21 protein-coding genes are annotated in these 23,567 nt (G+C 63.7%); 12 read left to right on the top strand and 9 right to left on the bottom strand.

Annotated features, from left to right (window positions below; genetic code table 11):
• The first annotated feature begins 41 nt into the window (after positions 1-41).
• The 3 genes from BMY67_RS03505 to BMY67_RS03495 all read left to right on the top strand — a co-directional run bounded on the left by BMY67_RS03505 (position 42) and on the right by BMY67_RS03495 (position 2,718).
• Positions 42-845, top strand: coding sequence for a hypothetical protein (locus BMY67_RS03505; RefSeq protein ID WP_092768308.1), 804 nt, complete (start codon positions 42-44; stop codon positions 843-845).
• A gap of 239 nt (positions 846-1,084) precedes the next feature.
• Complete coding sequence (locus BMY67_RS03500) at positions 1,085-1,957, top strand: UbiA family prenyltransferase (protein ID WP_092768306.1); 873 nt, start codon at positions 1,085-1,087, stop codon at positions 1,955-1,957.
• Positions 1,958-2,088: 131 nt separating this feature from the next.
• Positions 2,089-2,718: a hypothetical protein gene (locus BMY67_RS03495; RefSeq protein WP_092768304.1), complete on the top strand. Its 630-nt coding sequence runs from the start codon at positions 2,089-2,091 to the stop codon at positions 2,716-2,718.
• Between the two features lie 20 nt (positions 2,719-2,738).
• Here the strand turns inward: BMY67_RS03495 and BMY67_RS03490 are convergent, their stop codons facing one another.
• Positions 2,739-3,419, bottom strand: coding sequence for a DsbA family protein (locus BMY67_RS03490; RefSeq protein WP_092768302.1), 681 nt, complete (start codon positions 3,417-3,419; stop codon positions 2,739-2,741).
• Positions 3,420-3,541: 122 nt separating this feature from the next.
• Positions 3,542-5,761: a transcription termination factor Rho gene (gene rho, locus BMY67_RS03485; protein WP_092768300.1), complete on the bottom strand. Its 2,220-nt coding sequence runs from the start codon at positions 5,759-5,761 to the stop codon at positions 3,542-3,544.
• Positions 5,762-6,322: 561 nt separating this feature from the next.
• Here rho and serS point away from each other — a divergent pair.
• The gene (gene serS, locus BMY67_RS03480; RefSeq protein WP_092769582.1) at positions 6,323-7,603 is read left to right on the top strand and encodes a serine--tRNA ligase; all 1,281 of its coding nucleotides are present in this window, start codon (positions 6,323-6,325) and stop codon (positions 7,601-7,603) included.
• A 153-nt stretch (positions 7,604-7,756) separates the two neighbouring features.
• Here serS and BMY67_RS03475 read toward each other — a convergent pair whose 3' ends face one another.
• The 4 genes from BMY67_RS03475 to BMY67_RS03460 form a co-directional block, all read right to left on the bottom strand.
• Complete coding sequence (locus BMY67_RS03475; RefSeq protein ID WP_092769580.1) at positions 7,757-8,203, bottom strand: OsmC family protein; 447 nt, start codon at positions 8,201-8,203, stop codon at positions 7,757-7,759.
• 176 nt (positions 8,204-8,379) lie between these two features.
• Positions 8,380-8,982, bottom strand: coding sequence for a hypothetical protein (locus BMY67_RS03470; protein ID WP_177189668.1), 603 nt, complete (start codon positions 8,980-8,982; stop codon positions 8,380-8,382).
• Positions 8,983-9,327: 345 nt separating this feature from the next.
• Complete coding sequence (locus BMY67_RS03465; protein ID WP_092768296.1) at positions 9,328-10,392, bottom strand: glycosyltransferase family 9 protein; 1,065 nt, start codon at positions 10,390-10,392, stop codon at positions 9,328-9,330.
• A 93-nt stretch (positions 10,393-10,485) separates the two neighbouring features.
• The gene (locus BMY67_RS03460) at positions 10,486-12,243 is read right to left on the bottom strand and encodes a helix-hairpin-helix domain-containing protein (protein WP_092768294.1); all 1,758 of its coding nucleotides are present in this window, start codon (positions 12,241-12,243) and stop codon (positions 10,486-10,488) included.
• A gap of 156 nt (positions 12,244-12,399) precedes the next feature.
• Here BMY67_RS03460 and BMY67_RS03455 point away from each other — a divergent pair, with 156 nt between their 5' ends.
• The 6 genes from BMY67_RS03455 (at position 12,400) to BMY67_RS03430 (ending at position 16,732) form a co-directional block, all read left to right on the top strand.
• The gene (locus BMY67_RS03455) at positions 12,400-12,891 is read left to right on the top strand and encodes a DsrE family protein (protein WP_092768292.1); all 492 of its coding nucleotides are present in this window, start codon (positions 12,400-12,402) and stop codon (positions 12,889-12,891) included.
• 99 nt (positions 12,892-12,990) lie between these two features.
• Complete coding sequence (locus BMY67_RS03450; RefSeq protein WP_092768290.1) at positions 12,991-13,395, top strand: hypothetical protein; 405 nt, start codon at positions 12,991-12,993, stop codon at positions 13,393-13,395.
• Positions 13,396-13,469: 74 nt separating this feature from the next.
• Positions 13,470-13,850, top strand: coding sequence for a fibroblast growth factor (locus BMY67_RS03445; RefSeq protein WP_092768288.1), 381 nt, complete (start codon positions 13,470-13,472; stop codon positions 13,848-13,850).
• 52 nt (positions 13,851-13,902) lie between these two features.
• Positions 13,903-14,355, top strand: coding sequence for a hypothetical protein (locus tag BMY67_RS03440; RefSeq protein WP_092768286.1), 453 nt, complete (start codon positions 13,903-13,905; stop codon positions 14,353-14,355).
• Between the two features lie 104 nt (positions 14,356-14,459).
• Complete coding sequence (locus BMY67_RS03435) at positions 14,460-14,873, top strand: EVE domain-containing protein (protein ID WP_092768284.1); 414 nt, start codon at positions 14,460-14,462, stop codon at positions 14,871-14,873.
• A gap of 221 nt (positions 14,874-15,094) precedes the next feature.
• On the top strand, positions 15,095-16,732 hold the full coding sequence (locus BMY67_RS03430) for a hypothetical protein (protein WP_143069680.1): 1,638 nt from the start codon (positions 15,095-15,097) through the stop codon (positions 16,730-16,732).
• Positions 16,733-16,839: 107 nt separating this feature from the next.
• On the opposite strand, the gene BMY67_RS03425 is transcribed toward BMY67_RS03430, so the two are convergent.
• The 3 genes from BMY67_RS03425 to BMY67_RS03415 form a co-directional block, all read right to left on the bottom strand.
• Entirely contained in the window at positions 16,840-17,400 is a 561-nt protein-coding gene (locus tag BMY67_RS03425; protein WP_177189667.1) for a DUF4252 domain-containing protein, read from the bottom strand.
• A 170-nt stretch (positions 17,401-17,570) separates the two neighbouring features.
• Complete coding sequence (locus BMY67_RS19770; protein ID WP_092768279.1) at positions 17,571-19,046, bottom strand: OmpA family protein; 1,476 nt, start codon at positions 19,044-19,046, stop codon at positions 17,571-17,573.
• 381 nt (positions 19,047-19,427) lie between these two features.
• Positions 19,428-20,717, bottom strand: coding sequence for an aminopeptidase P N-terminal domain-containing protein (locus BMY67_RS03415; RefSeq protein WP_092769578.1), 1,290 nt, complete (start codon positions 20,715-20,717; stop codon positions 19,428-19,430).
• A gap of 218 nt (positions 20,718-20,935) precedes the next feature.
• Between BMY67_RS03415 and BMY67_RS03410 the strand changes: the two genes are divergently transcribed.
• A complete protein-coding gene (locus BMY67_RS03410; protein ID WP_092769576.1) occupies positions 20,936-21,961 on the top strand; it encodes a glycosyltransferase family 9 protein in 1,026 nt (341 codons plus the stop codon).
• 240 nt (positions 21,962-22,201) lie between these two features.
• Positions 22,202-23,434 (top strand): M16 family metallopeptidase, encoded by a 1,233-nt coding sequence (locus BMY67_RS03405; RefSeq protein WP_092768277.1) that lies wholly within the window; start codon positions 22,202-22,204, stop codon positions 23,432-23,434.
• Positions 23,435-23,567: the final 133 nt, after the last annotated feature.

Genomic DNA, 23,567 nt, shown 5'->3' with positions numbered 1-23,567 from the left:
AATAAGCGGCTGAAACCCCTATTTCCCCGTAAGCCCACGGCATGAAGCTGCGCCTGCACCTGTTCGAGTTTGAGGATTTGCCCTGGTTTCCGAAGGTGATTCGGGCCGGGATGATGGACTACCTGCGGTTTATGATTACGGCCCTGGGCACCTACCGGCCCATCGTGCCGCTGCTGCTGGGGGCGTTGCGCCACACGGGCCAGTCGCGGGTGCTGGAGCTGGGGGCCGGGGCGGGCGGCGGCACGGCGGGCGTGCTGCGCGGGCTGCGGGCCGGCGGCCTGCCCGAAGCCCGCATCTGCCTCACCGACCTCTACCCCCAGCCCACGGCCTGGCAGCCGCTACAAGCCGCCACGCCCGGCCTGGAGTTTGCACCGGAGCCCGTAAACGCGCTGGCCGTGCCGGCCGGGCTCACGGGCTTCCGTACCATTTTCTCGGCTTTCCACCACTTTCCTCCCGCCGCCGCCGAGGCTTTACTGGCCGATGCGGTGCGGCAGCGCACCGGCATTGGCGTGTTTGAGGGCGCGGGCAAGCATTGGCTGGAGCTGCTGCTGGCCGTCTCGGTGCTGCCGGTGGCTCAACTGCTCATCACGCCTTTCATCCGCCCGTTCCGCCTCAGCCGGCTGTTTTTCACCTACGTCATTCCCCTTATCCCGCTCTTCACCATCTGGGACGGCTGCGTGAGCATCCTGCGCATGTACCCGCCCGAGCAGCTGCTGGCCCTGGCCCACCGCGCCGACCCGGCAGGCCGTTTCAGCTGGCAAGCCGGCAAAGTGCGCCACTGGTGGGGCCCCGAGGTGACGTATCTGATTGGCGTGCCGGTTGAGGGTGATGGGGTGAGGAAGTAAAGGGGTAAAGGGGTGTCATTCTGAGCGGAGCGAAGAATCTCGCGTGCCAAAGTAATCTTATCGTCAGGAGTTACCATTGCACGCGAGATTCTTCGCTCCGCTCAGAATGACACCCCTTTTTTACCCCCCATCACCTCCTTACCTCCTCACTCCATCACCTCCTCACCCCATCACCTCATCCTCCCATTCTACTACATTTGCCTCACTCCCTCTCTTCCACCCCAATTATCCATTACTAATTGGCAATCACCAAGTACAAAAAAGCCCTGCCGCTGCTGCGGATACCGTTTTCGGTGTACCTGATGCCGGTGTTCTGGTTTGGGCTGAGCGCCTTGCGGGAGCCGTTCAGCCCGTGGCGGGCGGCGGGCGTGTTCGTGGTGCTGCACCTGCTGGCCTACCCCGCCTCCAACGGCTACAACAGCTACTACGACCGCGACGAAGGCAGTATCGGCGGCCTGCGCACTCCCCCCAAAGTGTCGCCCGAGCTGCTGCATCTGGTGTGGCTGTTTGATGCGCTAGCCGTGGTGGGGGGCTGGCTGCTGAGCCCGGTTTTCGCGGGGCTGGTGGCCGTGTACCTGCTCGTATCGAAGGCCTACAGCTACGAGGGCATCCGGCTCAAAAAGTACCCGCTGCTGAGCACGGCCGTGGTCGTGGTGTTCCAGGGAGCCTACACGTTCCTGATGACCCAGGTGGGCGTGGGCGCTTCCCAGGGCCAGCTGCTGGCCCCCGACAACCTGCTGCTGGCCCTCGTGAGCAGCCTGTTTCTGTGTGGCTCCTACCCGCTCACCCAAGTGTACCAGCACGCCGAAGACGCCCGCCGCGGCGACCGGACGCTGAGCTTGCGGCTGGGCCTGCGGGGCACGTTCGTGTTTGCCGGACTGGCCCTGGCGGCCGGGGCCGGACTGCTGGCCTACGCCTACCTGCGCCGCCACGAGCCCACGCACCTGCTGCTGTTTCTGGTGGCTACCGGCCCGGTAGTGGGGCTGTTCGGCCGCTGGGCCTGGGCGGTGTGGCACGATGAGGCCGCCGCCAACTTCGACCGCACCATGCGCATGAACCAGGTTTCGTCGCTGTGCCTGAGCCTGGCTTTCGCGTTGATGCTGCTTTTTTAGGCCGAAGTCGGGGCCGAAGCGAAACTGAACCGGTGGTCCGTTGGGCCGGTGGCGGCGCTGCCTGCCGGCGCGGGCCAACTGCCGGGTTTGTCGTTGCGTAGAACTGCCCGAACCTCATCCTGCTTTCTGCCATGCGCCTATGCCTGCTGCTATCTGCCCTGCTCCCACTGGTCGCGGCCTGCTCCGGCCCCACCGACCAACCAGCCAACTCAACCAGCTCTGCAACGGCCTCCGACACGACTGCCGCCGCGCTGGAACCGCTCGATACGGCCCGCGCCGCCGCCATCAGCCCGCAATCCGATACGCTGCTGGCGAGCCGGAGCCGCCACGTCTTCTCAAATCCGGCCGCGCCCGATGTGTTTGCGCTGGTGCTGCGCGGCCCCTCGGTGCTTAGCGGGGAGGCCACGTTCACCATCACCACGGCCGCCGGGCAGGTTATCTTCCGCGAAATCCTGACTTCGCCCGAGCTCGAAGCGGCGCTGGTGTACGAGATGAAGACGCCCACCGCCACCCAGGCCGAGCGCGAGGCCTACGTGCGCCGCCGGGTGCGGGAATTCTTCGCTGAAACAAATTTCCAGCGCCCCGCCCTACCCGCCACCGCCACTTACCCCAGCCCCGCGCCCGCCAGCCCCGACCGCGCCACTTGGAACGACCTGCGCCAGCGCCCCGACGCCGTGCGCTTCGACTACCTGGTGGGCAAGGAAGACCGCCGCCATCTGGCCTGGTCGCCGCTCAGCCAGCAGGTCGTACACCTGCCCTGACTCGGTTCTACTGGGTGCAATCAGCCTCCGGCCTGCTCCTCCGCTACCTGCTTTAACGCGTCCTGCAAGTTGCGGGCAAATACATCGTAGGGCTGAAATCCTCGGCTGAGCACGTAGCCCTGCGAGCCTGCCCGCAGAATAATGGTGGGGAAGCCCTGCACGCCGATGCGGCCCACGGCCTCGAACTCGCGGCGCACGGCGGCCCCGGTTTCGGGCAGCGCAAATTGGCGGGCGAATTCCTCGAAATCCAGGTCCAGCGCCCGCACCAGCGGCTTGTAGGTAACCACATCGTTCAAGTCTTCGCCCCTACTGAATAAGGCCTGCTGAATAGCGTGCGCAAAATCCAGCACCCGGCTCTGGGCATCGAACTGGCGCACCACGTACAGCGCGCGGGCCGGCGCCTCCGAGTCCTGGAAGTAGCGGCCGGCCGCGCCCAGCTGCCGGTAGGCTTCGCCAAACCGCACGCCCGTGGCCTGCTCGACCTGGGGCATAGCGCCTTCAATGTAGCTCCAGGCGGCCCCGATGGGCTCGGCCCGCTCGCCGGCCAGCATGCCGCCGCTAAGCACGGAAACGGTCAGACGGCCCGCAAAATCGGCCTGTACGCGCTGCATTACCGGGCTCATGCCGTAACACCAGCCGCAGTAGGCGTCGTAGATGTAGAGCAGTTCGGGCAGGTCGGCGGTGGCAGAAGTGGTTGACATACGTGAGTAGGTTGAGACTATAAAACGGTAGTAGCGCGAAGCTTCTGCTTCGCGCTACTACCAGGTTCGCAACAAAAGAACAGCAGCCAACAGCTATAAGCCAGTAGCTAACAGCTCAACAATTAGCCGTTCATGGCCAGCAGGAATTCTTCGTTGTCCTTGGTGCCTTTCATACGGTCCTTGAGGAACTCCATGGCCTCGGAGGCCGTCATGTCGGACATAAACTTGCGCAGCACCCAGATGCGGTTCAGCTCGTCCTTGCTCATGAGCAGGTCTTCGCGGCGGGTGCCGGAGGCCGGCACGTCGATGGCGGGGAAAATGCGCTTGTTGGCCAGCTTGCGGTCCAGCTGCAATTCCATGTTGCCGGTGCCCTTGAATTCCTCGAAGATTACCTCGTCCATTTTGGAGCCGGTTTCGATGAGGGCCGTGGCAATAATAGTGAGCGAACCACCGTCTTCCACGTTGCGGGCCGCGCCGAAGAAGCGCTTGGGCTTGTGCAGCGCGTTGGCATCGACACCACCCGACAGAATTTTGCCCGAAGCCGGCTGTACGGCGTTGTAGGCGCGGGCCAAACGGGTAATCGAGTCGAGCAGAATCACCACGTCGTGGCCGCACTCGACGAGGCGCTTGGCCTTTTCGAGGGCGATGGTGGCAATTTTTACGTGGCGGTCGGCCGTTTCGTCGAAGGTCGAGCTGAGCACCTCGGCCTTTACGGTGCGGGCCATGTCGGTTACTTCCTCGGGCCGCTCGTCGATGAGCAGAATCATCAGGTACACCTCGGGGTGGTTTTCGGAAATCGAGTTGGCAATTTCCTGGAGCAGCACCGTTTTGCCGGTTTTGGGCTGGGCCACAATCAGGCCCCGCTGGCCCTTACCGATGGGGGCGAACAAATCGAGAATCCGGGTGCTGTACTGCGCCGATTTGGTCGACAGCTTGAGGCGCTCATCGGCGAAGAGGGGCGTGAGGTTGGTGAACGGGATTCGGTCGCGGGCTTCTTCTACCGTGCGGCCGTTCACGCTTTCCACGCTCACCAGCGTGAAATACTTCTCGCCCTCGCGGGGCGGGCGGATGGTGGCTTTCACCGAGTCGCCGGCCTTGAGGGCGAACTGCTTCACCTGCTGGGGCGACACGTAGATGTCGTCGGGCGAGGTCAGGTAGTTGTAGAAGGGGCTGCGCAGGAAGCCGTAGCCGCCGTCGGGCATCATTTCCAGCGTACCGTCGCCGGGAATCACGAGGTCCATTTCCGGCAGCTTGTTGGCGCGCGGCTGGTCCTGGCGGTCGTTGCGGGGCTGGTCCTGCCGGTCCTGGCGCTGGTCGCGCGGCTGGTCCTGGCGGCCTCCCTCCGAGCGGCCGGCTTCGGCGCCGCCGTTGTTCTGGCGCTCGGCCAGTCGCTGCTGGCGGGCCAGCTCGCGGGCAGCAAACCGCTCTTCGCGGCGCTGTTCGCGCTGCTCGCGGCCATCGGGGCGGTTGCCGTCGCGCTGCCGGCCTTCGCGGGGCTGGTCGTTGCGGTTTTCGCGGCCCTCCCGGCCGTCGCGGCCGTCGCGGCCGTCGCGGTTTTCCCGGCCGTCCCGATTCTCCCGGCCGTCGCGGCCTTCCCGGCCGAGGGTATCGGCGCGGTCGTCGCGGAAGTTGCGGGGCTGGTCGGGGCGGCCGTTGCGGGCGGCTTCGTTGGTTTCGCGGGTATCCCCGGCGGGGGCGGCGGTTTCGGTTACGTAGTCGGAAAGCGCGACATCGGCCAGGGCTACGTCGGAGGCCGCAATGGGGCGGCCGGCGCGGTCGGTGCGGAGGCGCCGCTCGGGGCGCTGGTAAAGCTTAACCGGACGGTCGGCGCCGGCAATTTCGGCAGTCGGGGCCGATTCGGCGGGCGCGGCGGATACGGTTACATCGTCGAAGGTCGGCGAAGATTCCAGCACGAGCGGCGGGGCTGGCGCAGCCGGGGCCGCTGCTTCGGCGGCAGCTTCGGGCGCAGCGGCCGGGGCTTCAGCGGGTGCTGGCTCGGAGGAAGTCTGCTCGGAGGAAGTCTGCTCGGCGGCGGCGGCAGCGGCGGCTTTGGTGCGGCTGGCGGCCGGGCGGGCGGCGGGTTTCTTGGCAGCAGCCTCCTTGGGGGCACGGGCGGCCGGCTTTTTGGGAGCTGCTTCGGCGGGCGCAACAGCGGCCTCGCCCGACTCTTCGGCGGCGCGGCGCGGGGCCGGCTTGGGCGCGGGGCCCTTGGCCTGGTGGTCTAAAATCTTGTAGATCAGGTCCTGCTTGCTCAGCTTCTTGAAGTTGCCCACCTGAATGGTTTCGGCAATTTCCTTCAACTCGGACAACAAACGGTCCTTCAGCTCGTCGATGGTGTACATATACTGATGTGGGGGCAATAAAAGGGAGTTCGGGGCCGCGCACACCCCGCACAGACGGGGCAAGGGGCGTTCCGGGCATCGGCGGCAACCGCACTGCGGGGCCTGACGCGGGGAAAAGCAGGAAATAGGGTAAATGAAACCGGCTGGCGCGGGGCGAAGACGGGCGGGGCGTAAAGAATAAAGCAGCTAACGGGCCCGCCGGCCAGGGCCGACTTGTACGTGCAATGTTAAGGGAATAAGCGGGAACTGCCAAATCGGGCTTTCAATCCGGCCACCCTGGCTGATGGGCGGGGCGCAGTGGCCGCGAGGCAAAGAGAAGCACGCCCGAAAACCAACAGCACCCGGGGCAAACCCGCTACCGACCCATACGGCCGGCGGCGCTAAAAAGATGCGGCCGGCTGCCCGCGCCGCCCCGGTTGCCCGCACAACGAACGTGGTGGCGCGGCAAGTTCCCGGCGCCGATGCGGGCCGGTCTGGTGGCCCACCAATGGCCCGCGCTTGGCCGCTGAAATCAAACGGCTATTTTTGGGCTTCCGAATTCGCTTTTTCCGCTCCGCCGATATGCTGCAAGTTGCCGTCCTGAAAGAAAACACCGCCGCCGTGCTGGCGGCCCTGGCCAAGCGCCACTACCCCACCGCCGAAGCCGACGTGCAGGCCGTGCTCGACCTCGACCAGCGCCGCCGCGAGCTGCAAACCGGCCACGACCAGGCCCAGGCCGAAGCCAACGAGCTGGCCCGCCAGATTGGGGGCCTGATGAAAACGGGCCAGAAAGCCGAGGCCGAGGCCCTTAAAATCCGCACCGCCGAGCTCAAGCAGCAAACCAAAACCCACTCCGACGAGCTGGCCGACACCGAGCGCCAGCTCCAGCAACTGCTCTATAAGCTGCCCAACCTGCCCCACGAGAGCGTGCCGGAAGGCCGCGGCGCCGACGACAACGAGGTGGTGCGCGAGTGGGGAGCCAAGCCCGAGCTGACCGCTGAGGCCAAGCCCCATTGGGAGTTGATTGAGCAGTACGACATCATCGACTTCGCGCTGGGCAACAAGATTACCGGGGCCGGCTTCCCGGTGTACAAGGACAAAGGCGCCCGATTGCAGCGGGGCCTCATCAACTTTTTCCTGGATGAGGCCCGCGCCGCCGGCTACATCGAGGTGCAGCCCCCCATCCTGATAAATGAGGCCAGCGGCTACGGCACCGGCCAGCTGCCCGACAAAGAGGGCCAGATGTACCACGCCACCGCCGACGACCTGTACCTGATTCCGACGGCCGAGGTGCCCATTACCAACCTCTACCGCGACGATATTGTGGCTACCGAGCGGCTGCCCATCCGCAATGCCGGCTACACGCCCTGCTTCCGCCGCGAGGCCGGCTCCTGGGGCGCGCACGTGCGGGGCCTCAACCGCCTGCACCAGTTCGACAAGGTGGAAATCGTGCAAATCACCCAGCCCGAAAACAGCTACGCGGCCCTCGAAGTAATGGTGAGCCACATCGAAAGCCTGCTGCAAAAGCTCGAGCTGCCCTACCGCGTGCTGCGTCTGTGCGGCGGCGACATGGGCTTCACCTCGGCCCTCACCTACGACCTCGAAGTGTGGAGCGCCGCTCAGGAGCGTTGGCTGGAAGTCAGCTCGGCCTCCAATTTCGAAACCTACCAGGCCAACCGCCTCAAGCTGCGCTACCGCCCCGAGGCCGGCGGCAAAACCCAGCTGCTGCACACGCTCAACGGCTCGGCCCTGGCCCTGCCCCGCATCGTGGCCGCCCTGCTCGAAAACAACCAGACCGCCGAAGGCATCCGCCTGCCCCAGGTGCTGCACTCGTACTGCGGCTTCGAGACGATTGGCGGGTAATTAGGGGAGTGATGTGGTGAAAAGCCCCTGTCATTCAGAGCGAAGCGAAGAATCTCGCGTGCCACGGTAGCTCCTGATAAAAGGGGTTGCTTTGGCACGCGAGATTCTTCGCTTCGCTCTGAATGACAGGGGCTTTTTCGCTTATTCGCTCACTTACTCCACCACCGTCGTCACGATGCGTAGGCTGGCCTGGAGGGTTTTCTGGACGGGGCACTTGGAGGAAATGATTTCCAGGCGCTTGCGCTGCTCGGGCGTGAGCGGGCCGAGCAGGCGCAGTTCTTTATCAACCTGTTCGAGCATGTGGCCGGGCTCCTCGCACTTTTCGCAGTCCTGCTCGTGTACGCGGCCGTGGCGCAGGCGCACTTCAATGCCTTCGAGCGGCCACTGCTTGCGGCTGGCGTAGAGGCGCAGCGTGATGGCCGTACAGGCACCCAGGGCCGAGAGCAGCAGGTCGTAGGGCGTAGGGCCCCGGTCGAGGCCGCCCACGGCGGTGGGTTCGTCCACGAGCCAGGTGTGGCGGCCGGCCCGCACGTCGGCCGTAAGGGCCTCGGGGCCCACTTTCACTGCTACGGTATATTCATTCAGTGGAGTATCGGTCATGGTTTCGGGCGGCAAACGTTTGTGGCAGAAAAGCAAAGGGTTCCGTCAGGGGTACGCAGGCCCCGGCCAACCGTTGTGCTTAGCCGGCCGGGGCGGGCCAAACGAAAGGCCGCCCGTGCTTTATGCACAGACGGCCTCCGGTTAACTGGCAGGTTGCTGGTTGGGTGGCTGCCGGATCAGGATTTAGGCGTGTAAGGGAATTTCTTGGAAGCATTGCGCATCAGTGCGTCTACCACGCTGGCCGAAGAGCTGAACACCGAGCCGGCGGCCACATAGTCGTACTTCCAAAGCAGCTTACCCGCCTCGGCTTCCTGAATATTGACGCTGATATTGGCCTGGTTGGTAGCACCCCAGGCGCCTACCAGCAGCCCTACGGCTACGGCGGCACCGTCGCTCATGGGCTTGGTGGTCCGAACGCTGGTCGTGAGCACGGCATCTACGCCCAGCAGCTGGGCCAGCTCCTGGGCAGTGTGGCTGCGCAGTTCGCTTAGCGGAATGCCGCTTTCCCGGAGGCGGGCATTGGTTTCCGTCACGTTCTGAAACTGCACGGTGTAGCCGCGCTGCTGGCTGCGGCGCAGCAGCCAGGCAAAAATCTGCTCCTGGAAGTCGGCACCGCTTTTCTCTTCCATCGACAGCCGCTGCTCGGGCGAGGTATTGCGGGCCTGGTTGGGGCGCATTTCCATAGTAACCGAGGCGGGCAGAATAGCGACAATCTTGTGCTTGGGCGCGTAAGCGCGGAAATCATTGGCCAGATAAATAGATGGCCCGCAAGCGGTCAAAAAAAGGCATAGCAGGGCGACAGCCCACACGCTAAGGGTAGAGGTTTTCATCAAATTAACAAGAAAAAAATAAGAGAGGGAGAGAAGGGCAAACCACCCAACCGATCGGCGCCCATACCTGCGAAAAGGGCCACGCGACTGAATTGAATTTCTCCGAAAAGTAGTAATTCTCCGTCAGATCACCGCTTCCCTTATTTCTTTTTTTATCAACCCTAACCCAGCCGTTAAAACCTGCCTAACAGAACTTTACCAGAAAATAGGCTTGACAGCCGGCTTAAGCAAAGTAAATTCTCATCATCGTTATATACTCTTCTTCTTCCAGGCCGCCCGCTTCAATGCACTGCGTCAGCGTCCGTCGCGGGCCGGCGGCAGGTCGAGGTGGAACACGATGTCGCGCATGCACTTGAAATGGCCCTGGGGGCACTTATCAAAGCCGATTTTTGAGCAGGGCCGGCACGAGAGGCCCTCCACCTGCAGCAGCCGGAACTCGGTGCGGTAGGGGTACATGCCGAACTCGGGCACAGTGTTGCCCCACACGCTGAAAATCTCCTTCTGGAAAGCCGCTGCTATGTGCATCAGGCCCGTATCATGGCTCACCACCAGCCGCGCCTGCCGCACCAGCGAGGCCGACTGGTTGAGGTTGAACTTGCCGCAGGCGTTATAGATGATGGTTTGGGGATCTTCCGGGCTCAATGACCCGGGGAAGTAGTACGGGCTCTCGGGCAGCTGCCGCTCCGCAGGCGGCGAGGCGGCCGTCCCCGCATCAAAGGCCAGCTCGATGATGTGGCCGGTGCTTTCGTCGGTGGGGCCGCCCAGCAGCACCACCGGCTGCCGCAGCAGCCCGCACAGCTCGATAATGCGCTCGACGGGCAGGCGCTTGGTGGCGTGCTGGGCCCCGATGGCAAAGGCCACGTAGCCGCGCTGGAAGGCGGGCGGCAGCACCGCGGCCACGTCCACTTCGTCGGCTTCCGGGATGAAATAGTCGAGCCCCCGGTTGTCGTTGCGCACGCCCAGCGGCGCGGCGGCGGCCAGGTAGCGGTCTACGATGTGCACGCGGGGCAGCGTGTCAATCTTCCAGTTTACCAGCAGCCACTTGCGGGCATTCAGCTTGTCGAAGCTGCTTGACTTCACCCCCAGCCGCGCCTTGATGAGGGCCGTGCGCAGGTTGTGGTGCAGGTCGATGACGAAGTCGAACTGCTCGGCTTTCAACTCGGCCACCAGCTCGCCCAGGCTGCCCGTCAGGCAGTGCACCCGGTCAACGTAGGGGTTGTGTTCTACGATTCCGCGGAAGGCAGGCTTGGTGGCAAAGTGCACCACCGCCCCCGCCACCTGCTGCTTCACGGCCCGGATAACGGGCGTCGTCAACACGATGTCGCCGATGGAGGAAAACCGCAGAATCAGTATTTTCATATCAGTTGCCAGTGGTCAGTTGCCAGTTGCCAGTGTCCGATTGACAGTCAGTAGAACGAACTATCAACTGGCAACTGGACACTGGCAACTGAGCTACCCAAACAGCGAATCCTGGAATTCGAGCGGGGGCTTGATGTTGGCTTTGCGCCGGGCAAAGTAGTCGGCGGCTTCTTCTACCGATTTCGTGTTGAAGGTCGTGGCTTTGGTGAGGCCGCCTTTGCGGCCCATCAGCACGCCGTAGCGCATGTCGGCGTAGCCGTTGGTGTGGTGGGCGTCGGGATTGATGCTGAGCTGCACGCCCTGCTCCAGGGCGTAGTGCACCCAGCGCCAGTCGAGGTCGAGGCGCCAGGGGTTGGCGTTGATTTCGATGATGACGTGGTGCTGGGCGCAGGCGTCGATGACGGCCTTGTGGTCGAGCGGGTAGCCCTCGCGGCGCAGCAGCAGCCGGCCGGTGGGGTGGCCCAGCATGGTGGTGTAGGGGTTTTCGATGGCCCGCAGCACCCGCGTGGTGGCCTTGCGCTCGTCCATTTTCAGGTTGGAATGCACCGAGGCCACGATGAAATCGAAGGTTTCGAGCACGGCCGGCGGGTAATCCAGGGCCCCATCGGAGAGAATATCCGACTCGATGCCCTTGAAAATGCGGAACGGGGCCAGCTCCTGGTTGAGCTGGTCGATTTCCTGGTGCTGCTGGCGCACGCGCTCCACCGAGAGGCCGTTGGCGTAGTGGGCGGCCTGCGAGTGGTCGCAGATGCCCAGGTACTCGTAGCCGCCGTCGCGCAGGAAGGTGGCCATTTCGCGCAGCGTGTGGCTGCCGTCGGAGTAGGTGCTGTGGTTGTGCAGCGAGCCGCGCAAATCGCCGGGCTCCAGCAGCTGGGGCAGCTGGTTCTGGCGGGCCAGCGGCAGCTCCCAGAGGCCCTCGCGCAGTTCGGGCTCCACGTATTGCAGGCCGGCGCGCTGGTACAAGTCGGCTTCGGTGGCGAACTGCTCGCGCTTGAGCCACTGGCGCAGGCTGGCGGGCTGGCCAGCGGCCGGCAGCTCGTCGGTTAGCGCGCCGCTCAGGTGGGCATCGGTGGCCGAGGTCAGCAGCAGCTGGTTGGTGAAATCGGCGGACGAAACCAGGCGCACTTCCACCTGCACACCCGAGGCAGTGGCCGTGCCGCGCCAGGCAAACGGGCCGCTACGGCGCGGGTCGAGCGTGAGGCCGTCGAGGTCGTTGAGAGTTTGGCGGGCGGCGGCGGGGTTGCTGGTGGCCACTACCAGTTGCACGGTTTCGATGGTTTCGAGGCGGCGGCGCACTTCCCCGCTCACGGCGGCGCGCTCGGTGCCGGGGGCGGCCTCCAGGCGGGCCAGCAGCTCGTGGGCCAGCTCCTCGCCCTGCGGATACAGCACTTTGCCCCGGCTCTGGTCGGTGAAATCGAGGGCGTCGAGCAGGGCCTGCTGGGTTTTCTGGCCGAAGCCCTTGAGCTTGCTCACCTCGTCGTTCTCAGCCGCCGTGCGCAGCTGGGCCGCGTCCTCAATGCCCAAATCTTTCCACAGCGTGCGGATTTTCTTGGGGCCGATGCCTTTTATTTTCAGCAGCTCCACCACGCCGGGCGGGGTAGCGGCCAGCAGCCGGTCGAGCTCCTCGAACGAGCCGGTGTCGAGCATTTCGGCCACTTTGGCGGCGGCCGTTTTGCTCAGGCCGGTGCGGTCGGGCAGGCCGGTGCGCTCCACGTCGGCCACCGGGAAGCTCAGGGCCTCCAGGGCGTTGGCGGTGCCCTCGTAGGCCCGGATTTTAAACTGATTCTCGCCGTGCAGCTCCAGCAGTTGGGCCGCCAGGCGAAAGGCTCGGGTTAGGGCGCGGTTGTCCATGAGGGGCAAAGGTAGTGCGTGAGGGGATGACTGGGGAACAGAGTGCCCGCCGATATACGTCGATTACCGCCCGCCCGCCGCCTTATGCCTGCTGATGGCGGGTACCGGGGCAGCGCCGGCATGGGCCCGGACCGCCATTTTGCCGTATCAGGGCTTATGACGACTTCCCGACAACTGCTGCTGACGGCGCTGCTGCTGGGCAGCCGTGCCCTCACGGTTTCAGCCCAGACCATGCCTACCCTCAGCCCCGACCAGCAAGCCTTTCAGCAGGGCACCTTTCAGGGGGCAACCGCTGATAAGGTTCAGTACAACGCCATCTACCAGCTCAACAGCGCCGATGCCGACCACATTAAGATGACGCTGCGCAACATCCGCAACGCCCTCGACGACCCGCGCCTGCAGGGCCGGCTGCAGATTGAGCTGGTGGCGTTTTCGGGCGGCATTACGGCGTTTCGGAAAGACCAGCCCTACGAGACCGAGCTGCGGGCGCTGCTAAGCCGGGGCGTAATGCTGGCCCAGTGCCTGAACACCATGCGCGAGCGAAACGTGAGCAAACAGGAGCTGTGGCCGTTTCTGGCCTTCGTACCCAGCGGCAACGGCGAGCTGATTATCCGCCAGGGCCAGGGCTGGGCCCTGGTGCATCCGTAGCGCGGCGGGCCGGCCCCGCTCCTGCCACGTCCGCCCGCCTGGACCAACCGTTTCTTACCTTACGTAAGGTACTTTTACCGCTCATCTACTCCTTCCGCCATGCGTTTATTCACTGTTCTTGCCACCCTGAGCGTGCTGCTGCTGGCCGCCACCTGCAAACCCGAGTCGCAGAGCGCCCGCCTGCCGCCCAACCTCAAGCAACTGGAAGGCACCTGGCTGCACGCCCACGAAGAAGACCAGGCCGACGTGCTCGTGTACCGGCCCAACACCTACGCCTTTCCGCCCTCGCGGGGCCGGACGGGCTTTGCCTTCGAGCGCAACGGCCTGTTCACGCAGTACGACATTGCCCCCACCGACGGCCTCGAAGGCCACAAGGGCCGCTGGAAAATGCAGAACGAACATACGCTGCTCATCAGCCTCGACGACAAGCAGGAGCCCGACTACACGCTCGATGTGGTGTCGTTGGAAAACAACGTGCTGAAGGTGCGGCGCAAAGATTTATAGGCCTTTGCAACTCATCAACAGGGCGCCGGCTCTTGCTGATGGGTGCTTTTGCCTGATTTCTTACCGCTTACCTTATGCGTTTTCTGCTCTATTTATCGGCAACCATGCTACTGCTGCCGGCGGGCTGCAAAAAATCGGAAGAACCGACGCCGGACCATGTTTTTGACAAGAACTGGTACAACACCTATCAGGCCGGCGACGATGGCCACTCGATTTTCTCGACCACCAACCCGAAGCAGGCCTGGCGCCACGATGGGTTCCGCCTCAATGCCGACGGCAGCTTTCTGGAGTACGGCCTCGACCCCGTCGACAACCCGGAAACGCGGCCGGGCACCTGGCAGCGGGAAGGCGGCCAGAAATACCGCATCACCTTTCGCAATGCGGCCCGTAAAGGCTACCTGCTGCTGATTACTAAACCCGCAACCGACCAGCTGCAGGCCCGGCGCGACTACTAAGCCGGCCGCCGGCGGGTGGCGCTTATTCTTCCACTTTTATACCTCCATCCCCATGCGTACTCTCCTGCTGACACTACTGGCCGCCACGGCCTTATTCCTGGGCTCCTGCGCCAGCAAGGCCACCGAAGCTCCAATAGAAAAACAAGTAGACTCCCAGAGCTTTAGCAACGCTTTTTTCGGTAAGCTCTGGATCAACTCCTACGAAGCCCAGCGCAACGAAACGCCCGTCTATCGGCCCGAAGGGTATGTCTGGGCCACCCCGCCCGAGCGCTACAACATGCCCATGGAGGGCGGCGACGGGTTCCGGCTCGATGCCGACGGTACGGGCGTGTACATTGCCCCCGGCATCGGGCCCGGCCCCACTACCCACCCGGTTACCTGGAAGCGCGAAAGCCCCGAAAAGCCTGTTTTCCTGATTCACGTAACCGACAACTCGCGTCCCGATATGCGGCTGGAAGTGGTGTCGGTAGTGGCCGACCGCCTCACGGCCCGCTACCTGCCCTAACCGGCCCGCCCCGGCCTCTACCGGCTTAGCGGCCCGGCTGCCCCTGCTGGTGGGCGGCCGGGCCGTTTTGCGCTATGTTTGCGCCGAAACTCACTTGCTTTTCTATGAACTACTGGCTCGTTAAATCGGAACCCGCGGCCTACTCCTGGACCACCTTTGTGCACGAAGGCGGCACCGACTGGACCGGCGTGCGCAACTTCCAAGCCCGCAACTTCCTGCGCCAGATGCAGCCCGGCGACCCGGTGCTGTTTTACCACAGCGTGAGCGACAAGCAGATAGTGGGCATAGCCGAAGTAGCCACGCCCGCCGCCCCCGATGCCACCGCCCCCGCCGGCACCGACTGGGTGGCCGTGCGCCTGGTACCGCGCCAGCCCCTGGCCGCCGCCGTTTCGCTGGCCCGCATCAAGCAGGATGAGCGCCTGAGCCAAATTGCCCTGCTGCGCCAGTCGCGCCTGTCGGTGATGCCGCTCAAGCCCGAAGAGTTCGACGTGCTGCTGGAGCTGGGAGAGGCGCAATAGTGAGAAGGTGAAGCCGTGAGTTGACGTTGCGGAGGCCATCTGGCGCACGCAGCGCAGCAGGCCCCCCCCGAACATTAACTCACCGTTTCACTATCTCACCATTCCACTTGTGGAATCTGGCGGGGGCGGGCATCATCCGGAAGTTACCGGTGTTAGGCAGAGCCCGGGCTTCTGCGTATCTTACCGTAGCCCTTCTCCCTGAAAGCCCGGTGGTTACTGCTATGAGATACACGCTACTGCTTTTTTGCCTGTTGCTGGCCGCGCCGGGGCTGCGGGCCCAGAAATCAAAAGACGCCCGCCCCCCGATAGAGCCCCGGCAGGAGCTACGCACCGAACTGCCGCTGCAGTATACCAGCAGCGAGGTGCAGGTGCAGCCGCTGGCCGAAGACAGCAGCGTGGTGCTGCTCGTGGAGCAGGACGGGCGGCTGACGAGCCGGCCCACTTATTCCTTTCAGAAGCTCGACTATCAGCTGCGGCCCGCGCCGGCCCGGCCGCTGGAAGTACCGCGGGGCTACGATTTCCAGCGCATCTGCGCCGAGGGCACCGATGTGTACGCGCTGTTCAGCGGCACCGTGGAGGGCACGCTCTGGGTAGCAGCCTATGATACGCGCACCGGCGAGCTGGCCACCGGCGAGTTCAAAACCAAAAAGGCCCGCCAGATTCATAACCTCACTGCCCTCGACGGCAACCTGTTTGTAACGGTGGAAGTGAACCAGCACCTGACGGTACTGCTGCTGAACCTGACCACGGCGCAGTTCCAGTTTCTGCCCTCGGTATACGAGCCGATGCCGGCCCGCTTTACGCTGGTTGCCGACTCGGTTACCCGGCGGGCCGAACTGATTCTGAGCGAAACCAATGGCTTTAAGTCGCGCCTGCAGCTCAAGCAGCTCGACCAGCAGGGCCAGCTGCTGCGCTCCGAATTTGTGCAGGCCGGCTCCGAGCGGGGCCTGCTCGATGCCCAGCTCAGCTCGGGCGACAGCGCGGCCCGGATACTGGCCGGCACCTACACGCTGCGCGACTCGCGCTTCTCGCAGGGCCTGTTCGCGGCCGACCTGACGGCCGGCACCACGCCGACGGGCCAGCGCCGCTCGCTGCGCTTCTACGACTTTCTCAACTTCAAGCACTTCTTCGACTTTATGAAGCCCTCGCGGGTGGCGCGGCTGCGCCAGCGCCAGGCCCGCCTGCGCGAGGGCTCTGATGGGTCGCGCCAGCCGCGCCACCGCTACCAGCTGCTGATGCACGATATGCTGCCCACGCCCGAGGGCTTTGTGCTGGTAGCCGAGGTATACTACGCCCGCTACACCAGCGGCAATGGGGCCTATACGGCCCTGCCCGGCAGCTTCGCGGGCCTCCCCTACGGCTACGGGGGCTATGGGCCGGGCGGTTTCGGCTACCCCTCGCGCTACAACAGCTTCTATAGCAACCGCCGTCCGCCCAGCGGCTACCATTTCAGCCACGCCATTGTGATGGGCCTCGACCGCCAGGGCAACCTGCTCTGGGACAACTCGTTTCTGCTCGATGACATCAACCGCGCCCAGCTAGAAGAAACCGTGGCCCACCGGCCCCTGGCCGACGGGCGCATGGTGCTGGCTTACCTGAAAGACGACAAGCTCTATTACAAGCTGGTTGACCAGACGACGCCCTCGCCTAACGACTGGCAGGTGCGCCTGCGCACGGCCCCGCTCGCCGCTGCCACGCCCGAAGGCACCCAGAAAAGCAGCGAGAAAACCATCAGCACCTACCAGGAGCACCTGATGCCCTGGTACGGCAGCCGTTTTCTGGCCGTTGGCTACCAGACCATCCGCCCCGAGCGCGGGGCGGTGCGCGACGTATTTTTCCTCAACGATTTGGCCTTTTAACCGGCCGGACGCTAAAGTCCCGAAATCCCCAATTGCCATCCGCCCCCATAACGCAGGATAGGGTCCTGGGCTATGGGGGCGGATGGCAATTGGGGGCTTGATGCCGGCTAAAAGCCGCCGCTGGCCACGTTGGGCAGCACTTTGCTCAGCTCGGCCACCTGGGCGCGCGTGAAGCTGCCGCTGATGGCCATGAGCACAAACGAGCCGGTGGTTTTCTCGCCGCCCACGGCTACCAGCTCCGTCACGCGGTCGTTCTGCTCGCGCACCGAGTAGCGCAGCTGGTTCGGGATGTCGGGGTCGGCGTTGGCTACGGGCAGCGGGGTGTACCGCTCACTGGCCAGCAGGCCGGCCACTTCCTTGTCGAGCCCATCAGTCAGCAGCTGCTGGGCACTGTTGCTGGTAGGCGTGAAGGTGAGGATTTTGGCGCTCCGGATGGAGGTGAGCGCCTGGCTCAGGTCGGAGTTGCCGCCGAGCTTGCCGAGGCGGCCCAGCAGAAACCGGGTAGCCAGGCCGGCGTTCCAGTCGGTGGCCTTAAAGCCGGGGCGGTTTTCGTACTTGCTGAAAAACTGGGCCACTGTGCGGGCCGGGGTTCCCGGACCGCTGGCCCGGCAACCGGCCAGCCACAGCAGCGCAATGGCCAGCAGCAAGGGAGCGAAACGAACTTTCATAAGCATCTGGTTAGAAGGAAGAGGAAACAGTACGGTGTTGCTGCTTTACGCAATACCCGCCCGGCCGTTGGGCCCGGCCGGCTTGCGCAACCGCAAAACACGAAGAGCACGGCAACAAAAAAGCGGCGCACCCGGTGGGTACGCCGCTTTTTTACTGGGCTTCCGAAGCCTTAGGGCTGGGGAGCGTTCGGGATGAAGAACTCAAACTTGAATTCTACCCGACGGTTTTTCGACATGTTGGTGGCCGAAGTGTTCGGAGCGGCAGGCTCCGACTCACCCTTGCCTTCCGTTACGATGCGAGCGGGGTCGAGGGCTTTGCCGGTGAAGTAACGCTTCACCGAACCGGCACGACGCTCCGACAGACCCTGGTTGTACTCATCGGTACCGCGCGAGTCGGCGTGGCCGATTACCCGCAGGCTGTACTCGGGGTTGTCCTTGAGGGCCTGGACCATCTTATCGAGGGTACCGTACGAAGTGCGCTTGATTACGGTGCTGTTCGTCTCGAAGCGAATTGGCTGCTCCAGCTTGCGCAGGGCGGGGTTCACTTCCATTGGGCAGCCGTTAGCGTCAACGCGGGTGCCAGCCGGAGTGTTGGGGCACTTATCCATGTTGTCGGGAACACCGTCGCCGTCAGCATCTACTACCAGCGGGCAGCCGGTTGCATCTACCTGCGTGCCGGCCGGGGTGTCGGGGCACTTGTCGTTCTTGTCAGCTACGCCGTCGCCATCAGCATCCGGGCAGCCGCGCAGGGCGGGCAGGCCAGCCTGGTCGGGGCACTCGTCGTCTTTGTCAGCAACACCATCACCGTCGCGGTCGGGGCAACCCATCATGGCGGCGGTACCGGCTTCGGTTGGGCACTGATCCTGGTAATCCGGAACGCCGTCCTTGTCGCCGTCAAGCGGGCAACCGTTTTCGTCCACGGCTACGCCAGCGGGGGTGTCGGGGCACTTGTCTTTGCGGTCGGATACGCCGTCGCCGTCCGTGTCTTTGGCTTTACCCAGGTTGAAGCTCAGGCCCAGCTTGTGCTGCAGGTACCGGTCGTTCTTCTTACCTACGTTGGTGATGCCGTCAATCTGGTCGGTGAGCGGGTAATGCTGGCCGGTCTGGATGAACAGCCCCACCGTCTCCGAGAAGTTGAACTTGATACCAGCGGCAGCCGCAATGTCAAACGCGTACACGTCCGAGTTGCCGGTTACCTTGTCGTTGATATCGTACAGGTCGGGGCTGGCGAAGAATACGCCGGGCTGCACCACCAGGTAAGGCGCGATGAACGCGTCCTCCTTCAGGGCCCAGCCGTTGTTGAGCTTCAGCTTGATCGGCACGCCCACGTTTACCACGTTGGCATCGAAGCGGCGCACGTTGTAGTAAGTGTTCTTCGGATAGTCGGCCGAGAACTTCATGTCGCCGTAGCTCAGGTCGAGGCCAATGTCGAGGCCCGGGGCGATGTAGCGGCTCACCGTTACGCCGGCGCCGTACTCTACCTTGTTGTGCTTGAACCACTCTGAACCCAGGTCGCCGTGGTACTGCAGCCAGTTGTAGTACACGCTGATGTTGGTCTTACGGTCCGATGTCTGTGCTTGCGCATCGGGAGCCAACGACAACATCGCGAGACCACAGGCCGCGATGGAGGTTAGGATTTTTTTCATAAGGAAAGAGGTTTGAGAAGGCAAAGGTAGGCTTTCCGGCCTGGCAACCGCACCGGCGGCTTTCGAGCACGGGTATGGTGCCTATACCGGCCCACACAAAATTAGGTTGCTCTAATATGTTATTAATTTTGCGGCCGGCTACGCCTACAGATCAGCTATTACGCACCGGATCAGGCAAATCGGGGCTTTTTTCATCCTCCGGCCTCAGCGCAATTTCCCCGGACCTTTGCTCTCCGGCGCTGCCCCAAAAAGCGCCCGAAAAAAAAAGTTAAACGAGCCGAATTCCGGCCGCAAAAAAAGGCTGGCGGCCATTTTCGGAGTTGAAAATGACCACCAGCCTTAAATTGACGGCACGCTGTTGGTAAACAGCCCGCCGGCTGCCTAGCGGCGCATCAGCCGCTCGATGTCGTCGGCTTCGAGCGGAATGTTCTTCATCAGGTCGTCGTTGCCGGTTTTGGTGATGAGAATGTCGTTTTCGAGGCGGATGCCCAGGCCCTCGGCCGGAATGTAAATACCCGGCTCGCAGGTGTACACCATGCCCGGCTCGAAGGTGCGGTACTTGTGGCCCACATCGTGCACATCGAGGCCCAGGTAGTGGCTGGTGCCGTGCATGAAGTACTGCTTGTAGAGCGGCGCGGCGGGGTCCTGGTTTTTCACATCCGACGCGTTCAGCAAGTCCAGCTTGATGAGCTGCTGCTCCATCTCGGCGCCCACGGCGGCGTGGTACTCCTCAATATTGCCGCCGGCCACGAGCCGGGCCGTGGCGAACTTCATCACGTGCAACACGGCGTCGTACACGGCCCGCTGACGCTTGCTGAACGTGCCGCTGATGGGGATGGAGCGCGACATATCGGCCGCGTAGTTGGCGTACTCGGCCCCAAAATCGAGCAGCATCACGTCGCCGGCCTGGCACTCGCGGTCGTTGCTGACGTAGTGCAGGATGCAGGCGCTGGGCCCCGAGGCGATGATGGAGCCGTAGGCGGGGCCGCGCGAGCCGCCGCGCAGAAACTCGTGGAAGATTTCGGCCTCTACCTCGTACTCCATCACGCCGGGCTTCACAAACGAAAGCAACCGGCGGAAAGCGGCCTCGGTGAGGTCGGCGGCCTTTTGCATGAGCCGGATTTCCTCGGGACTTTTGATGGCCCGCAGCTGGTCGAGCAGGCGAGCGGCGCGGCGGTACTGGTGCAGCGGATAAGCCGCCTGCAAGCGCTTGATGAAGCGGGCGTTGCGGGTCTCCACCTCCACCACGGCCCGGATATGCTCGTTGCTGGGCAGGTACACCTGATCGGCCTCGTTCATGAGGGCCGGCAGCACCGCCTCGAACGAGTCGAGCCACATGATGGTGCGCACGCCGGTTTGCTCGCGGGCCTGCTCCTTGGTGAGCTTGTAGCCCTCCCAGATGAGGATTTCGGGGCTGGTTTCCTTCAGAAACAGGATTTCGCGGTGCTGGGGCAGCGTGGCGTCGGGGCAGATAACGAGGATGCTGTCTTCCTGGTCGACGCCGCTCAGGTAGAACAGGTCGTTGTTCTGGCGGAACGGCATGGTGCCGTCGGCGTTGGTGGGCATGATGTCGTTGGCCTGGAAGATGGCCAGCGAGTTGGGCGGCAGCAGCTCGCGGAAGCGGCGGCGGTTTTCAACGAACAAATCGGGCGAAATAGGGCCGTAGCGCATAAGGGCAGGGATGAGGTAGAACAGATGAAAGCCGCCGAAGCGGCCGGGCCAAGTTAAGTAGTAATTGACCGTCATGCAGAGCGCGGCGAAGAATCCCGCGGGCTGAGGCTGTAACAAGTAACCCGACATCAGCCCGCAAGATTCTTCGCCGCGCTCTGAATGACGGTCAATTTCCCCCGCCCCTACTACCGTATCTTTGTGTGCCCACCCAGCCCGCCATGCCCACTACCCCGCCCGCCGTCCTGCTCATCCAGACCGCCTTCATCGGCGACGTGATTCTGGCTACGGCCCTGCTGGAGTACCTGCACCGCACCGAGCCCGAAACGCCCGTCGATTTTCTGGTGCGTAAGGGCAATGAGGGGCTGCTGCGGGTCCACCCGCACGTGCGGCAGGTGCTGGTGTGGGACAAGAAGCAGGACAAGTACCGGGGCCTGTTGCGGCTGCTGGGCCAGATCCGGCGCACGGGTTACGGCCGCGTCGTTACGCTGCAGCGCTTCGCCAGCACCGGCCTGCTGACGGCCTTTTCGGGCGCGCCGGAGCGGGTGGGGTTTGATAAGAACCCGCTGGCCCGGTTTTTCACCCGCACCGCCCCGCACGTTATCGAGGACGGCGTGCACGAGGTAATGCGCAACCTGCGCCTGCTGGCCCCCGGCTACCAGGGCCCGGTGGTGCCGCCCCGCCTCTACCCTTCCGCCACCGACGAGCAGGCGGCCGCCGAAGCCGTGGCGGCGGCCGGCGGCGGGCCCTACATCTGCATCGCGCCCACGTCGGTGTGGTTTACCAAGCAGTTTCCAGAGGAGCAGTGGCTAAAGCTGCTGGCCGCGCTACCACCCGAGTACCGCGTGTTTTTGCTCGGCGGCCCGCCCGACACCGAAGCCTGCCAGCGGCTGCTGGAACTGAGCGGCCGGCCGGGGCTGGTGAATCTGTCGGGCCGTTTGTCGCTGCTGGCCTCGGCGGCGCTCATGCGCGGGGCGGTGCTCAACTACGTGAACGATTCGGCGCCCATGCACCTGTGCTCGGCCGTGGGTGCGCCGGTGTGCGCGGTGTACTGTTCCACGGTGCCGGCCTTCGGGTTCGGGCCGCTGAGTCCGTTTTCGCGCATCGTGGAAATCGAAGGGCCCCTGCCCTGCCGCCCCTGCGGCCTGCACGGCCACGCCGCCTGCCCCCTGGGCCACTTCCGCTGCGCCCACGATATTAGAACCGAGCAGCTGCTGGCGGTTTTAGGTGAGGTGGTCAGGTTGTAAAAGGACGGTCATTCTGAGCGGAGCGAAGAATCTCGCGTGCAATGGTAACTCCTGATGATAGGAGATACTTTGGCACGCGAGATTCTTCGCTCCGCTCAGAATGACTGTTCCTTCACCATCTCACCTCATTGTACCTTTGCAACCTACCGCGCCGCTGCGTGGTTATACCGGGCGGGGCCGATGGGCCGCTGGTGCAAAAAGCCAGGTCCCTGAGTGCTCAATTTCCCTTTATCCTCTGAAATGACTGATTACGACCTGTACGAGTTGCCCAACGGAATTCGGGTGCTGCATAAGCAGGTTCCGCACACCAAAATCGCCCACTGTGGGTTTTTGCTCGACATTGGCTCGCGCGACGAGAAGCCCCACCAGCTTGGGCTGGCGCACTTCTGGGAGCACATGGCCTTCAAGGGCACCCACAAGCGCAAGAGCTTCCACATTCTCAACCGCCTCGAAACCGTGGGCGGCGAGCTGAACGCCTATACTACTAAGGAGAAAATCTGCTTCTACGCCTCGCTGCTGAGCACCCACTTCGAGCGGGCCTTCGAGCTGCTGACCGACCTGACGTTCAACTCCGTCTTCCCCGAAAAGGAGATTGAAAAGGAGCGCGGCGTGATTCTGGAGGAAATGGCCATGTACCACGACGCGCCCGAAGACGCCATCATCGACGACTTCGACGACGTGGTGTTTGCCCGCCACACGCTGGGCCACAACATTCTGGGCACCCGCGAAAGCGTGGCGGGCTTCCAGCAGGCCGATTTCCACCAGTTTCTGGCCGACAACGTGCGCACCGACCGGGTGGTGTTCAGCTCGGTGAGCAACCTGCCCTTCAAGGAAGTGAAGCGGCTGGCCGACAAGTATCTGGCCCCCCTGCCGGCCCGGCTGGGTGCCCGGCCCCGGCTGGGCTTCGAGGGCTACCAGCGGCTGGAGCGGCTGGAGCGCAAGCCCATCACCCAGGCCCACTGCCTGATTGGCGGGCCGGCCTACGCGTTGCACGACGAGCGGCGGGTGCCGTTTTTCCTGCTCAACAACCTGCTCGGCGGCCCCGGCATGAACTCGCGCCTCAACCTGGGCGTGCGCGAAAAGTATGGCCTCGTCTACACCATCGACTCCACCTACTCGCCCTACACCGACACGGGCCTGTTCGGCATCTACTTCGGCACCGAGAAGAAGCAGGTGAACCGCACCGTGGCCCTGGTGCAGAAGGAGCTTAAGCGCCTGCGCGAGCAAACCCTGGGAACCTCGCAGCTGCATACGGCCAAGGAGCAGCTGATGGGCCAGCTGGCCATGGCCGAGGAAAGCAACAGCGGCCTGATGCAGCTGCTGGCCAAAAGCACCCTCGACCTGGGCCGCGTCGAGAGCATCAACGAAATCTTCGACCGCGTCCGCTGCATCAGCGCCCCCGAGTTGCTGGAAATAGCCAACGAAATCCTCACCGACGACAACCTGAGCGTGCTGCAGTACGTGCCGGAGTAGGTGAGATGGTGAGTAGTGAAATGGTGAGTTGACGTGCTGTCATCCTGAGTATAGAGCGCATCAAGCCAGCGCTAGAGGGACTTATCTTGCTCGGACGGCTGTACCAACGGCTCCTTTTGGCATGACAAGACCC

Source organism: Hymenobacter actinosclerus, assembly GCF_900111515.1.
Taxonomy (GTDB): Bacteria; Bacteroidota; Bacteroidia; order Cytophagales; family Hymenobacteraceae; genus Hymenobacter; species Hymenobacter actinosclerus.
This window is presented reverse-complemented; position numbering and strand designations above follow the sequence as displayed.

Bases quoted from the DNA above. Each gene is read 5' to 3' on its own strand.
- BMY67_RS03415 (WP_092769578.1), bottom strand. From the start codon at position 20,717: ATGCGCTACGGCCCTATTTCGCCCGATTTGTTCGTTGAAAACCGCCGC.
- BMY67_RS03455 (WP_092768292.1), top strand. From the start codon at position 12,400: ATGACGACTTCCCGACAACTGCTGCTGACGGCGCTGCTGCTGGGCAGC.
- BMY67_RS03475 (WP_092769580.1), bottom strand. From the start codon at position 8,203: ATGACCGATACTCCACTGAATGAATATACCGTAGCAGTGAAAGTGGGC.
- serS (WP_092769582.1), top strand. From the start codon at position 6,323: ATGCTGCAAGTTGCCGTCCTGAAAGAAAACACCGCCGCCGTGCTGGCG.
- BMY67_RS03440 (WP_092768286.1), top strand. From the start codon at position 13,903: ATGCGTACTCTCCTGCTGACACTACTGGCCGCCACGGCCTTATTCCTG.
- BMY67_RS03425 (WP_177189667.1), bottom strand. From the start codon at position 17,400: ATGAAAGTTCGTTTCGCTCCCTTGCTGCTGGCCATTGCGCTGCTGTGG.
- BMY67_RS03410 (WP_092769576.1), top strand. From the start codon at position 20,936: ATGCCCACTACCCCGCCCGCCGTCCTGCTCATCCAGACCGCCTTCATC.
- BMY67_RS03450 (WP_092768290.1), top strand. From the start codon at position 12,991: ATGCGTTTATTCACTGTTCTTGCCACCCTGAGCGTGCTGCTGCTGGCC.
- BMY67_RS03460 (WP_092768294.1), bottom strand. From the start codon at position 12,243: ATGGACAACCGCGCCCTAACCCGAGCCTTTCGCCTGGCGGCCCAACTG.
- BMY67_RS03490 (WP_092768302.1), bottom strand. From the start codon at position 3,419: ATGTCAACCACTTCTGCCACCGCCGACCTGCCCGAACTGCTCTACATC.
- BMY67_RS03435 (WP_092768284.1), top strand. From the start codon at position 14,460: ATGAACTACTGGCTCGTTAAATCGGAACCCGCGGCCTACTCCTGGACC.
- BMY67_RS03505 (WP_092768308.1), top strand. From the start codon at position 42: ATGAAGCTGCGCCTGCACCTGTTCGAGTTTGAGGATTTGCCCTGGTTT.
- BMY67_RS19770 (WP_092768279.1), bottom strand. From the start codon at position 19,046: ATGAAAAAAATCCTAACCTCCATCGCGGCCTGTGGTCTCGCGATGTTG.
- rho (WP_092768300.1), bottom strand. From the start codon at position 5,761: ATGTACACCATCGACGAGCTGAAGGACCGTTTGTTGTCCGAGTTGAAG.
- BMY67_RS03465 (WP_092768296.1), bottom strand. From the start codon at position 10,392: ATGAAAATACTGATTCTGCGGTTTTCCTCCATCGGCGACATCGTGTTG.
- BMY67_RS03430 (WP_143069680.1), top strand. From the start codon at position 15,095: ATGAGATACACGCTACTGCTTTTTTGCCTGTTGCTGGCCGCGCCGGGG.
- BMY67_RS03495 (WP_092768304.1), top strand. From the start codon at position 2,089: ATGCGCCTATGCCTGCTGCTATCTGCCCTGCTCCCACTGGTCGCGGCC.
- BMY67_RS03445 (WP_092768288.1), top strand. From the start codon at position 13,470: ATGCGTTTTCTGCTCTATTTATCGGCAACCATGCTACTGCTGCCGGCG.
- BMY67_RS03405 (WP_092768277.1), top strand. From the start codon at position 22,202: ATGACTGATTACGACCTGTACGAGTTGCCCAACGGAATTCGGGTGCTG.